General features: G+C 63.1%; 14 protein-coding genes. 13 read left to right on the top strand and 1 reads right to left on the bottom strand.

Annotated elements, in window-relative coordinates; translation table 11 throughout:
• The first annotated feature begins 2 nt into the window (after positions 1-2).
• The 11 genes from FPZ08_RS17390 to trpA all read left to right on the top strand — a co-directional run bounded on the left by FPZ08_RS17390 (position 3) and on the right by trpA (position 8,368).
• A complete protein-coding gene (locus tag FPZ08_RS17390; protein ID WP_146291319.1) occupies positions 3-644 on the top strand; it encodes a (d)CMP kinase in 642 nt (213 codons plus the stop codon).
• Between the two features lie 211 nt (positions 645-855).
• On the top strand, positions 856-2,514 hold the full coding sequence (rpsA, locus tag FPZ08_RS17385) for a 30S ribosomal protein S1 (RefSeq protein WP_246132690.1): 1,659 nt from the start codon (positions 856-858) through the stop codon (positions 2,512-2,514).
• 96 nt (positions 2,515-2,610) lie between these two features.
• Entirely contained in the window at positions 2,611-3,114 is a 504-nt protein-coding gene (locus FPZ08_RS17380) for a GNAT family N-acetyltransferase (RefSeq protein WP_146291315.1), read from the top strand.
• 46 nt (positions 3,115-3,160) lie between these two features.
• Entirely contained in the window at positions 3,161-3,451 is a 291-nt protein-coding gene (locus FPZ08_RS17375) for a BrnT family toxin (protein WP_146291313.1), read from the top strand.
• A complete protein-coding gene (locus FPZ08_RS17370; RefSeq protein WP_246132689.1) occupies positions 3,432-3,764 on the top strand; it encodes a BrnA antitoxin family protein in 333 nt (110 codons plus the stop codon). The genes FPZ08_RS17375 and FPZ08_RS17370 overlap by 20 nt, the downstream gene beginning before the upstream one ends.
• A gap of 60 nt (positions 3,765-3,824) precedes the next feature.
• A complete protein-coding gene (sppA, locus tag FPZ08_RS17365) occupies positions 3,825-4,784 on the top strand; it encodes a signal peptide peptidase SppA (protein ID WP_186767062.1) in 960 nt (319 codons plus the stop codon).
• 38 nt (positions 4,785-4,822) lie between these two features.
• Positions 4,823-5,104 carry an integration host factor subunit beta gene (locus FPZ08_RS17360; RefSeq protein WP_146291309.1) on the top strand — a complete coding sequence of 94 codons (282 nt, stop codon included), beginning with the start codon at positions 4,823-4,825 and terminating at the stop codon, positions 5,102-5,104.
• A gap of 91 nt (positions 5,105-5,195) precedes the next feature.
• Positions 5,196-5,558 (top strand): lipopolysaccharide assembly protein LapA domain-containing protein, encoded by a 363-nt coding sequence (locus tag FPZ08_RS17355; RefSeq protein ID WP_146291307.1) that lies wholly within the window; start codon positions 5,196-5,198, stop codon positions 5,556-5,558.
• 8 nt (positions 5,559-5,566) lie between these two features.
• Positions 5,567-6,214, top strand: coding sequence for a phosphoribosylanthranilate isomerase (locus FPZ08_RS17350; protein ID WP_146291305.1), 648 nt, complete (start codon positions 5,567-5,569; stop codon positions 6,212-6,214).
• Between the two features lie 118 nt (positions 6,215-6,332).
• Positions 6,333-7,544, top strand: coding sequence for a tryptophan synthase subunit beta (gene trpB / locus FPZ08_RS17345; protein ID WP_146291303.1), 1,212 nt, complete (start codon positions 6,333-6,335; stop codon positions 7,542-7,544).
• Positions 7,545-7,546: 2 nt separating this feature from the next.
• On the top strand, positions 7,547-8,368 hold the full coding sequence (gene trpA, locus FPZ08_RS17340) for a tryptophan synthase subunit alpha (RefSeq protein WP_146291301.1): 822 nt from the start codon (positions 7,547-7,549) through the stop codon (positions 8,366-8,368).
• A gap of 59 nt (positions 8,369-8,427) precedes the next feature.
• Here the strand turns inward: trpA and FPZ08_RS17335 are convergent, their stop codons facing one another.
• On the bottom strand, positions 8,428-8,880 hold the full coding sequence (locus FPZ08_RS17335; RefSeq protein WP_186767061.1) for a hypothetical protein: 453 nt from the start codon (positions 8,878-8,880) through the stop codon (positions 8,428-8,430).
• 377 nt (positions 8,881-9,257) lie between these two features.
• Between FPZ08_RS17335 and accD the strand changes: the two genes are divergently transcribed.
• On the top strand, positions 9,258-10,232 hold the full coding sequence (gene accD / locus FPZ08_RS17330; protein ID WP_146291299.1) for an acetyl-CoA carboxylase, carboxyltransferase subunit beta: 975 nt from the start codon (positions 9,258-9,260) through the stop codon (positions 10,230-10,232).
• A gap of 71 nt (positions 10,233-10,303) precedes the next feature.
• Positions 10,304-11,599, top strand: coding sequence for a bifunctional folylpolyglutamate synthase/dihydrofolate synthase (locus FPZ08_RS17325; protein WP_146291297.1), 1,296 nt, complete (start codon positions 10,304-10,306; stop codon positions 11,597-11,599).
• The last annotated feature ends 27 nt before the right edge of the window (positions 11,600-11,626 follow it).

The raw sequence follows: 11,626 nt of genomic DNA, 5'->3' as shown, positions 1-11,626 counted from the left end.
ACATGATCATCGCCGTGGATGGACCCGCCGCTTCGGGCAAGGGCACGCTGGCCTCGGGCCTAGCCCGCCACTACCGCCTGCCCTATCTCGATACCGGCCTGCTCTACCGCGCCGTCGGGCTGGCTGTTGCCGGGCAAACGGAAGGCCCAGGCTTCGAGGCGGCGGCTATCGCGGCGGCCAAGGCGCTCGATGCGGCCCATCTCACTGACATCGAGGCCCTGACGGCCGCCGACACCGGCGTGCTGGCCAGTAAGGTCGCGGTGATCGCCGAGGTCCGCAAAGCGCTGTTCGATTTCCAGCGCAGCTTCGCGCTCCAGCCTGATGGCGCCGTGCTTGATGGCCGCGATATCGGCACCACGATCGCCCCGGATGCCGATGTAAAACTTTTCATCCAGGCCGACAGCAAGGCGCGCATGGAGCGTCGCGCCCGCCAGCTCGAAGCGCGCGGCCAGGAGGTTGACCGCTACGCTCTCTATCACCAGATAGAAGAGCGGGATGCGCGTGACATGCAAAATCCCTACGGCGGGTTCTACAAAGCTGACGACGCGCACTTGCTCGATACGACGCTTCTCGATATAGAGGCCGCACTCCGCGCAGCCATCGCGATTGTCGATGGGACCATGGCAGGCAAGGCAGGGTCTTGAGACCTTAATCCAACCTTGATTGTCCGGCCCCGGCTTTCACCGAGCGAGGCCAGCGGGAAAATACCCAAATCAACGTTCGATCGGGCGCTCGCGCGCCGGCATTTCCGTTGGGAAATGGCGGGCTTTCGGTCTTCAACGCAAACAACCGGCGCATTGGAGAAGATATTTGGCACAGCAAACTGTGACGAAAGAAGATTTTGAAGCCCTCCTTATGGACAGCTTCGTCGACAACGAGCCCCTAGAGGGCGCCGTCGTCAAGGGTACGGTCGTCGCCATCGAGAAGGATCTGGCGATCATCGACGTCGGTCTGAAGACCGAAGGCCGTATCGCGCTCAAGGAATTCGGCCAGGCCGGCCGTGACGGCACCATCACCGTCGGCTCGATCGTCGAGGTCTATGTCGACCGCGTCGAGAATGCCGCTGGCGAAGCCGTTCTGTCGCGCGAGAAGGCTCGCCGCGAGGAGAGCTGGGTCAAGCTCGAAGAGATGTACAACGCCAATGAGCGCGTTGAAGGCACCATCTTCAACCAGGTCAAGGGCGGTTTCACCGTCGACCTCGAAGGCGCCATCGCCTTCCTGCCGCGCTCGCAGGTGGACATCCGTCCGATCCGCGATATCGCCCCGCTCATGAACGTGCCGCAGCCCTTCCAGATCCTGAAGATGGACAAGCGTCGTGGCAATATCGTCGTGTCGCGTCGTGCCATCCTCGAAGAGTCGCGTGCCGAACAGCGTTCGGAAATCGTCCAGCAGCTCGAAGAGGGCCAGGTTGTCGACGGCGTGGTCAAGAACATTACCGATTATGGTGCGTTCGTTGATCTCGGCGGCATCGACGGCCTGCTGCATGTCACCGACATTGCATGGCGTCGTGTGAACCACCCGTCCGAAGTGCTGACGATCGGCGAGACCATCAAGGTCCAGATCGTTCGCATCAACCACGAGTCGCACCGCATCTCGCTCGGCATGAAGCAGCTTCAGGCCGATCCGTGGGAAGGCATCGAAGCCAAGTATCCGATCGAGGCCAAGTTCACCGGCCGCGTCACCAACATCACCGACTATGGTGCGTTCGTGGAACTGGAGCCGGGCATCGAAGGCCTGATCCACGTCTCGGAAATGAGCTGGACCAAGAAGAACGTCCACCCCGGCAAGATCGTCTCGACCTCCCAGGAAGTCGAAGTCGTCGTGCTGGAAGTCGACCCCGACAAGCGCCGCATCTCGCTCGGCCTCAAGCAGACCCTGGCCAATCCGTGGGAAAGCTTTGCCGAGAAGTTCCCGGTCGGTTCGGTTATCGAAGGCGAAGTCAAGAACAAGACCGAATTCGGCCTGTTCATCGGCCTCGACGGCGATGTGGACGGTATGGTTCACCTCAGCGACCTCGACTGGCAGAAGTCGGGCGAAATCGCCCTGGAAGACTACAACCGCGGTGACATGGTTTCGGCCAAGGTCCTCGATGTTGACGTCGAAAAGGAACGCATTTCGCTGGGTATCAAGCAGCTCGCCACCGGCGAAGTTGCCGATACGGCCGGTTCCGAAGGCGGCATCAAGAAGGGTTCGGTCGTGACCGGCACCGTTATCGAAGTCAACGATGGGGGCATTGAAGTCCGCATCGCCGACAGCGAAATGACGGCCTTCATCCGCCGTGCTGACCTCAGCCGTGACCGCAATGACCAGCGTCCGGAGCGTTTCTCCAAGGGCGAGAAGGTCGATGCGCGCGTCACCCAGTACGACCGCAAGACCCAGCGCATCCAGCTGTCGATCAAGGCACTTGAGATCGCCGAGGAAAAGGAAGCCGTCGCCAATTACGGTTCGTCGGATTCGGGCGCTTCGCTCGGCGACATCCTGGGCGCCGCGCTCAAGGGCCGCGACGAGAAGTAATTCTCCGTGGTTCAAAACCATCTGGCCCGCGCTTCACAGCGCGGGCCTTTTGCTTTTTAAGCTGGGGCGCGCCGGGGGAGGCCGAAAGAAGTGACCATGAGCAATGCAATGCACTGGCGGGCCATGACCACATTCGATCTGCCGGCTGTCGAGGCCATCGCCGCGCGGGTGCATCCGGCCTTTCCCGAGGCCATGGCTGTCTTCGCCGAACGGCAGTCACTTTACCCGGAGGGAACGCGGCTGCTCGAACTGGGCGGCGTGCCTTCCGGCTACATCCTGTCCCACCCATGGCGCTTCAAGGCGCTGCCCGCGCTCAATTCCCTGCTCGGCGCCATCCCTCCTGACGCCGATACCTACTATCTGCACGACCTGGCACTGCTGCCGACGGCGCGGGGCACCGGAGCCGCCGCCATGATCGTCGGCGATATCCTGCGCCATGCCCGGGCCAGTGGATTTCCCAGCGCCAGCCTCGTCGCCGTCAACGGTTCGGTGCCTTTCTGGTACAAACATGGCTTCCGCGAAGTGGCAGCACCGGAACTGGCCGACAAACTCGGCAGCTACGAGCAAGCAGCGCGGCTGATGGCCAGGCGACTTGTGTAGTTACAATTTTGTAGTTACATTCCGGTGAGCGCAGAGGGGGCGATGCGTGGAGTACGAATGGAACGAAGAGAAGCACCAAGCCAATATCGCCAAGCACAAGGTGTATTTCGAGGACGCGATCGAGGTTTTCGACGACCCCAATGAACTGACCGAGCCGGCTCGCACGGTCAGTGGGGAAGAACGGCTCCAGACTATTGGCGCGGTGCCCTTTCTGGCCACCCTGCTGGTCGTTCATACGCTGCGAGAAACAATCCAAGGCGAAGTGGTGACGCGGATCATATCCGCCAGGCCCGCATCTCGGAAGGAAAGACAACGCTATGAGCAACGAGAACGCTAAAATGGTGCGCTATACGCGCAAGCCACTGACGCAGGAGCAGATCGATCGCCTGAAGGCCCTGTCGGAAAGGCCGGACAGCGAAATCGACTATTCCGACATACCGCCGCTGACCGATGAGTTCTTCAAAAACGCCAAGCAGGGCATGATGTATCGGCTGGTGAAGCAGCAGACGACTTTGCGCCTCGATGCCGACATTCTCGACTGGTTCAAGCGCCATGCCAAGAATGGCAAGGGCTACCAGACCGACATCAACAAGGCGCTGCGTGCTTATGTCGTGGCGCAGGACAAGAAGGCGGCCCGCAAGGCCGGGTAAGCCGCTTGCCAAAATGCTATGGCAGGCCTACCCGACTGCAGCGCCAAGCATGAGGCCCAGATGACCGACCAGCCGATTTCCGAACCGTCCCGCCCGGATGCTCATTCCGCAGTGGCCGCTGAAACCTATCGCCGCTCGCGCGGGCTGTGGCGGGTGCTGGCCTTCATCGCGGTGGCCGTTGCCGTCATCGTGGGCCTGGGGCGCTTTGCGCTGCCGCAGGCCCAGGTGGGTGATTATGTGGCACGGCTGGTAATCGACGGCACGATTACCACGGACCGGGCGCGGCTCAAGGCCATCAACGACCTGGCCGGGGACGATGCCGTCAAGGCTGTCATCGTGGCCATCAATTCGCCCGGCGGCACCACGGCTGGCGGCGAGGAGCTTTATGAGGCGCTGGGACAGTTGCGCGCAGCCAAGCCCACCGTGGCCGTCATCGGCGAGCTGGGCGCTTCGGCCGCCTATATGACTGCCATTGCCACCGACCGCATCTTTGCGCGGAGGCTCTCCATCGTCGGCTCGATCGGCGTGCTGTACCAGCATGTCAATGCCGGCAAGTTGATGGAGACGATTGGCGTCGATCTCGACAAGGTGGCCTCCGGCCCACTCAAGGCCGAGCCCGATTTCGACGAGCCAATGGAAGGGGCGCCGCGCGCCTCCATCGCTGCGCTGGTCGATGACAGTTTCCAGTGGTTCGTCGATGTGGTGGCCGAGCGGCGCGGGCTGACGCGCCCCGCCACGCTTGACCTGGCCGATGGGCGGATCGTCACAGGCCGGGTGGGCGTCGAAAGCGGACTGATCGACGCGATCGGCGGGGAAAAGGAAGCCGTGGAGTGGCTCGAAACCGAGCGCGATGTAGGTGCCGATCTCGACATCCGCACCGTCTGGCCGGAGCCACAGCAGGGGTTCGATCTCATCGGAACCTTCCTCAACGGACAGGCGCGCGCCGCGCTCGGCCTGCCCGATGGCCCCATCACGCTTGACGGGCTGGTCTCGCTTTGGCAGGTTGGCACCGCTTCCTGAACTAGAGGGAGGCGGCGGCCTGCCAACTGGAGCCCGGGATGATCAAGTCGGAACTCGTCGAGAAACTCGCGGCGGAAAATCCGCATTTGTTCCAGCGTGATATCGAAAATATCGTCAATGCCATCCTCGACGAGATCGGGGACGCCATGGCCCGGGGTGACCGGGTCGAGCTGCGCGGCTTTGGCGCCTTTTCGGTCAAGAACCGCCCGGCGCGCATCGGCCGCAACCCGCGGACCGGCGAGCAGGTCGATGTCGGCGAGAAATATGTGCCGCAATTCAAGGCCGGCAAGGAAATCCGAGAACGGCTCAACCGTAGTTAGCGTTTCCGGGAAAAGAGACCCCACTTTTCCGGTTCGGAAGCGCGCATGACGCTTCTTTCAACGGGGCCAGGCTCCACGGGCAAAACGACTAATGGTCAGCAGAATCGTCGGTTGGGTGGTCCTTGTCCCGCTATGCCTGGGGCTGATCGTCTTCGCCCTGGCCAACCGGCATTTCGTCGTGGTCAATTTCAATCCCTTCGCACAGGTCGAGACCAGCGTGGCGCCGGGCTATGGCGTGCCGCTGTTCGTGGTGCTCTATGTCGTGCTGCTGATGGGCGTGCTGCTGGGCGGCACGGCAACCTGGTTTGCCCAGGCGCGCCACCGGCGCCGCGAAAAACATTGGCGTCGCGAGGCGCATATGCTCAATGGCGAGCTGGAAAAGCTGCGCCGTAACACTGGCCAAGCCGCTTCCGGCCCCATGGCCGAAGTCGATGATCTATTGGAGCTTCGTTGAGCGACACGATGGCCGAACCCCTCGTCATCAAGATTTGCGGCATCAAGACGTCAGACATGCTCGAGACCGCCATCGCTGGCGGTGCCGACATGGTTGGCTTCATGCATTTCCAACGCTCGCCGCGCCATGCCTCCGTCGAGGAGATCGCCGACCTGATCTCGCAGGCGCGCGGGCGCATCGAAACCTGCGTGGTGCTGGTCAATCCCGACAATAGCTGCGTGGCCGAGATCGCCGCCTTGGGGCCGGACTGGATCCAACTGCACGGGCCGGAAACCCCGCATCGCGTCGAAGCCATCCGGGCAGAAGCCGGCGTCGAGATCATGAAGGCGCTGCCCATCGGCTCGGCCGAGGACGTGGCGCAAGTGCCCGCCTTTGTCGATATCGCGGACCGCATCCTGGTCGATGCCAAGCCGCCCAAAGGGGCCGACCGGCCGGGCGGGCTGGGCGACACGTTCGACTGGAGCCTGCTCAAGGCGCTTGACCCATCCATCCCCTTCATGCTTTCCGGGGGGCTGACGCCGCAGACCGTGGCCGACGCCATCAAGACCGTGCGCCCCTTTGGGGTCGATGTGTCCTCCGGCGTCGAAAGCGCGCCTGGTGTCAAGGACAAGAGGCTGATCGAGGCGTTCATCCGGAATGCCCGCGCGGCCGGCTAAAAAGCAAAGCGCTGACAGACCCTCATGGTGAGCCTGTCGAACCACGAGGTCGTGCGCACCGAACCTCGTTTTCGACAAGCTCAGGATGAGGTTCTCTCGGGGCATCGAGAGGACCACGATGGACGGCATCAATTCCCTGCGCAACGGCCCCGACGAGGATGGCCGCTTCGGGCTCTATGGCGGGCGGTTCGTGGCCGAAACGCTGATGCCGCTGATCCTCGACCTCGAAAGCCATTACCGCGAAGCCAAGGTCGATCCGGACTATCTGGGCGAGCTCATGTCGCTGGCAACCCACTATACCGGCCGCCCCAGCCCGCTCTATTTTGCCGAGCGGCTGACCAGTCATCTGGGTGGCGCCAAGGTGTGGCTCAAGCGCGAAGAGCTGAACCATACCGGCAGCCACAAGATCAACAATTGCCTGGGGCAGATCCTGCTCGCCAAGCGCATGGGCAAGACGCGCATCATCGCCGAGACCGGCGCCGGCCAGCATGGCGTGGCCACGGCCACGGTCTGCGCAAAGTTCGACCTGCCCTGCACCATCTTCATGGGCGCCACCGATGTGGAACGGCAGAAACCCAACGTGCTGCGCATGAAAATGCTGGGCGCCGAGGTCCGGCCGGTCACGGCCGGCGCCGGCACGCTCAAGGACGCCATGAACGAGGCCCTGCGCGACTGGGTGACCAATGTGGACAGCACCTATTACCTGATCGGCACGGCGGCAGGCCCGCATCCCTATCCGGAAATGGTGCGCGATTTCCAGAGCGTGATCGGCACCGAGCTCAAGCAGCAATTCCAGGAGAGTGAGGGCAAGCTGCCGGAGGCCGTAGTGGCCTGCGTTGGTGGTGGCAGCAATGCCATCGGCACCTTCCATGCCTTCCTCGACGACCCCTCGGTCAAGCTTTACGGCGCCGAGGCGGGCGGGCATGGCATCGACACCGAAAACGGCCATGCCGCGAGCATGACCGGCGGTCGGCCGGGCGTGCTGCATGGCAACCGCACCTATCTGCTGCAGGACAGCGACGGGCAAATCCTCGAAGGCCATTCCATTTCGGCTGGGCTCGACTATCCCGGCGTCGGGCCGGAACACGCATTCCTGCATGACAGCAAGCGCGTCACCTATGCGCCCATCACCGACAAGGAGGCGCTCGAGGCCTTCCAGCTCTGCACAAAGATGGAGGGCATCATTCCGGCGCTGGAATCGGCGCATGGGCTGGCGCAGGTGATGAAGGTTGCGCCCACTATGGGCAAGGACACCTCGATCGTGCTGTGCCTTTCCGGGCGCGGCGACAAGGACGTCGAAAGCGTCGGCAATTATCTGGGGCTGCTGTAGTCATGTCGCGTATCGAAAAGCGTTTCGCCGAAGCCAAGGCCGCCGGTCGCCCGGCGCTCGTCACCTATGTCATGGCGGGCGATCCTGACCTGGCCACCAGCCAGGCCATCATGGCGGCGCTGCCGCAGGCCGGCGCCGATATCATCGAATTCGGCATGCCGTTTTCCGACCCGATGGCCGATGGCGTGGCCATTCAGCTGGCGGGACAGCGATCCCTGGCCGGCGGCATGACCCTGCGCGGCGTGCTCGGCATGGTCGAGGATTTCCGTCGCAAGGACGAGACCACGCCCATCGTACTGATGGGCTATTACAACCCGATCTACAGCTTCGGCGTCGACAGGTTCCTGGTCGCAGCAAAGGATGCCGGGGTGGATGGGCTCATCATCGTTGACCTGCCGCCCGAGGAAGACGAGGAGCTCTGCATTCCGGCACTGAAAGCCGGGCTCAACTTCATCCGCCTCACCACGCCGACCACCGACGACAAGCGCCTGCCGGCCGTGCTCAAGAACACGTCGGGCTTTGTCTACTATGTGTCGATGACCGGCATTACCGGCGCTGCGATCAAGTCGCGCGCGGCGGTGGGCGAGGCCGTGGCGCGCATCAAGGGCCATACCGACCTGCCGGTGGCGGTTGGCTTCGGCATCAAGACGGCCGAAGACGCCGAAGAGATCGGCAAGCATGCCGATGGCATCGTGGTAGGCACTGTGCTGGTCGATGCGGTGGGCAAGTCGCTGGTCGATGGCAAGGCCACGGACAAGACCGTGGCGGCCGTACGGGACCTGGTGGCGGACCTGGCCGGTGGCGTGAAGCGGGCCAGGGCCTGACGAATTACCGGCCCCGCCCTTGGAGGGGCAGGGGCCGGAGTTCCCTGACAGAAACGGCGTTACTGTACTGTAGTTGCAGCCGGCACCGTTGCCGCTACCGCGCCCGCATCGGCCACCGGCATGGTGGGCAATGTGGACAGATCGACCTCCGCCAGCCGTGCGGCGCAAAGCCCGGCAGCGCCGTCGATCGGGTCTTCACGGTCAGCCAGGGTTACCCAGCCGCCATCCTCGATCATCCCGCCACGGCGATAACTGCTTTCCTCGGTGAGCGCGGTCAGATTGACGCGCGCGTCGGGCGAAGCCAGGTAACGCTTGAAGCAGATATCGGCAGCCAATTGGGCAACGGCCTGTTCTGCGGCCTTGTCTGCCCGTTCCTGGGCCGAGCCCCCCGTTACCCAGCCGCCCCAGGTGAAGCCCACGACCATGGTCGCCACGATGCAGCCCGCACAGGACCAGAACAAAGCTGCCTTGCCGGCCTTGAAGTCGCGAAATTTCTCTGAGATCGATGACATAGTTGCCCCTCCAGTCGTTTCTTGTCACATGTCGGCGGTCATGCCCCGACTATGGTGGAATGGTGGCATATTCGGTGCTTAAATGCGACAGTGGCAGTTAACTTGAAGTATAGATGGCGACGCTCCTGCTTGTTGTATCTATTTAACATTCTGGATTCTGCGAAATCCCTACAAAGAAAGAATCAAGTAGCGGGAAGAATTCCGCCAGTATCTTTTCTTGTAGACACGATTTTGTGAGGGATTACACGACGGGCGGTTGGAAAAGTTGTACACAGCCCGCCTGCGACGCCGGATGCCTTTGCCCCGAGGCTATCCCCCTGATAACATTCGCCACAATTGACCCTTAGGTGACGCTACAGTCCCAGCGAGGCACCCCGATGAACTGGATCGATAATTTCGTCCGCCCCAAAATCCGCTCCATGCTTGGACAGCGGTCCGAGATTGCCGAAAATCTCTGGGTCAAGGACCCGGAATCCGGCGAGATGGTGTTCTATCGCGATCTCGAGGCGAACCAGTGGGTGGTGCCCAATTCGGGCTATCACATGAAGATCAAGCCGGTGGACCGGCTCAAGACCTTCCTCGACAATGGCGACTATACGCTGGTGCCGGTGCCATCGGTGGCCGCCGATCCGCTGAAATTCCGCGCCCAGAAGCGCTATGTCGACCAGCTCAAGGAAAACCGCGCCAAGACCGGCTATGACGACAGCGTCATCGTCGCCACCGGCAAGCTCTACGAGCGCGCCGTGACGGTGGCGGTGCAGGATTTCGATTTCCTGGCCGGCTCACTCGGCATGGCGGCGGGGCAGGGCATCATTACCGGCCTCGAAACCGCCGTCGAGCGCAAGACGCCCTTCATCCTGTTCGTGGCTTCGGGCGGCGCGCGCATGCAGGAAGGCGTTTTGGGCCTGATGCAGATGCCGCGCACCACCGTTGCCGTGCTGCGGCTGCGCGAAGCGGGCCTGCCCTTCTTCGTGGTGCTGACCAATCCCACCACCGGCGGGGTGACTGCCTCCTACGCCATGCTGGGCGATGTGCATATCGCCGAGCCGGGCGCGATGATCGGCTTCGCTGGCGCGCGCGTCATCGAGCAAACCATCCGCGAAAAGCTGCCCAAGGGCTTCCAGCGCTCGGAATATCTCTATGAGCACGGTATGGTGGACATGGTGGTGCATCGCCACAACCTGCGCTCGACCATCGGCTCGCTCGCGGCCATCCTGACCAAGGCGGAAGCCTCGGGCGCGCTGACCGACACGGCTCCGGCTGTGGTGCGGACCAGCCTGCGTGATGCCGCCGTTGCTGCCGAAGGCGACGATGGCGACCTGCCCCCGGTGGCGGCCGCGCACGCGGAGTAGCATAGACCGGACAACCATTGAGCGGCGGACCAATCAGGGGTACCTGATCAGGGCCTGCCGCTGGTGAGTCCATGTCCCGTACCGATGCCATTCTCAAGCGCCTTTCGGCGCTGCACCCCAAGCTGATCGATCTCAGCCTCGACCGCATCCTGCCGCTGCTGGCCGATCTGGGCAGCCCGCATGAACATCTGCCACCGGTGATCCATGTCGCCGGCACCAATGCCAAGGGCTCCACCATCGCCTATCTGCGCGCTTTTCTCGAAGCGGCAGGCAAGAAGGTGCATGCCTATAATTCCCCGCATCTGGTGCATTTCAACGAACGCATCCGGCTGGCCGGTAGGCTGGTGGGGACGCGGCGGCTCAATGCGGCGCTGGAACAGGTCGAGCGGGTCAATGCGCAAAGGCCGATGACCTTTTTCGAGATCACCACGGCTACCGCCTTCCTGCTCTTCGCCGAGACCAAGGCCGATTACCTGCTGCTCGAAACCGGCATGGGCGGCACCTATGACACGACCAATGTCGTGGCCCAGCCGCTGGGGGTGATCATTACGCCCATCGACCTCGATCATCAGGGGTTTCTTGGCAATACGATTGGGGAAATCGCCGTCAACAAGGCCGGCATTTTCAAGCGCGGCAGCAAGGCGGTGATCGGGCTCCAGAAGGACGAGGGCCGCGCCGTGCTGGATCGTGCCGCACGGAAGCTGGGCATCGGCCCGATCTGGCAGGGCGAGGATTTCCACGGGATGGAGCAGGATGGGCGGCTGGTCTACCAGGACGAGGCCGGATTGCTCGACCTGCCGCCACCGGGCCTGCTGGGGGCGCATCAGTTCGACAATGCCGCCCTCGCCATCGCGGCGGCACGGCATTTCGAACTCCCTGTCGATGCGGACGCCTTTGCCCGCGGCTTGCGGGCGGTGCGCTGGCCGGCGCGGATGACGCCGCTGCAGACCGGGCCGCTGCGCGACCTGCTTGGTCCCGGCGCCGAGCTGTGGCTCGACGGCATCCACAATGCCCATGGCGCGGCGGCGGTGGCGACCACGCTGCGCGATCTCGACCGTGTCCGCCCGGCGCCACTGGTGCTGATCATGGGGTTGATGAATACCCGCGCGCCGGCAGCGGTTCTGGCGCCCTTTGCCGGCATGGCGCAGCAGGTGTTCACCTTGACTATCCCCGGCGAACCCAATGCCCACAAGGCTGCTTACATTGCTGATGAAGCGAGGAAGGCGGGCTTCGATGCGCGGCCGATGCGGTCGGTGACCGCGGCGCTCAAGGCCGCCGCTGATGTGCCCAATGCCAGGGTGCTGATCTGCGGCTCGCTTTATCTCGCGGGCGCCGTGCTGGCGCAGAACAAGACGCCGCCGGATTGAGGGGCTGGAATTCCCCCAACCACCGAC

Source organism: Devosia ginsengisoli (assembly GCF_007859655.1).
In the GTDB taxonomy this organism is placed as follows: domain Bacteria; phylum Pseudomonadota; class Alphaproteobacteria; order Rhizobiales; family Devosiaceae; genus Devosia; species Devosia ginsengisoli.
The sequence above is the reverse complement of the archived record's forward strand: the minus strand, read 5'-3'. Positions and strand labels throughout refer to the sequence as shown.

Excerpts from the sequence above, each read along its gene's own strand:
- FPZ08_RS17355 (WP_146291307.1), top strand. The coding sequence starts at position 5,196 with ATGGTCAGCAGAATCGTCGGTTGGGTGGTCCTTGTCCCGCTATGCCTG.
- trpB (WP_146291303.1), top strand. The coding sequence starts at position 6,333 with ATGGACGGCATCAATTCCCTGCGCAACGGCCCCGACGAGGATGGCCGC.
- FPZ08_RS17335 (WP_186767061.1), bottom strand. The coding sequence starts at position 8,880 with ATGTCATCGATCTCAGAGAAATTTCGCGACTTCAAGGCCGGCAAGGCA.
- FPZ08_RS17325 (WP_146291297.1), top strand. The coding sequence starts at position 10,304 with ATGTCCCGTACCGATGCCATTCTCAAGCGCCTTTCGGCGCTGCACCCC.
- FPZ08_RS17360 (WP_146291309.1), top strand. The coding sequence starts at position 4,823 with ATGATCAAGTCGGAACTCGTCGAGAAACTCGCGGCGGAAAATCCGCAT.
- trpA (WP_146291301.1), top strand. The coding sequence starts at position 7,547 with ATGTCGCGTATCGAAAAGCGTTTCGCCGAAGCCAAGGCCGCCGGTCGC.
- FPZ08_RS17390 (WP_146291319.1), top strand. The coding sequence starts at position 3 with ATGATCATCGCCGTGGATGGACCCGCCGCTTCGGGCAAGGGCACGCTG.
- accD (WP_146291299.1), top strand. The coding sequence starts at position 9,258 with ATGAACTGGATCGATAATTTCGTCCGCCCCAAAATCCGCTCCATGCTT.
- sppA (WP_186767062.1), top strand. The coding sequence starts at position 3,825 with ATGACCGACCAGCCGATTTCCGAACCGTCCCGCCCGGATGCTCATTCC.
- FPZ08_RS17350 (WP_146291305.1), top strand. The coding sequence starts at position 5,567 with ATGGCCGAACCCCTCGTCATCAAGATTTGCGGCATCAAGACGTCAGAC.
- rpsA (WP_246132690.1), top strand. The coding sequence starts at position 856 with ATGGACAGCTTCGTCGACAACGAGCCCCTAGAGGGCGCCGTCGTCAAG.
- FPZ08_RS17380 (WP_146291315.1), top strand. The coding sequence starts at position 2,611 with ATGAGCAATGCAATGCACTGGCGGGCCATGACCACATTCGATCTGCCG.
- FPZ08_RS17370 (WP_246132689.1), top strand. The coding sequence starts at position 3,432 with ATGAGCAACGAGAACGCTAAAATGGTGCGCTATACGCGCAAGCCACTG.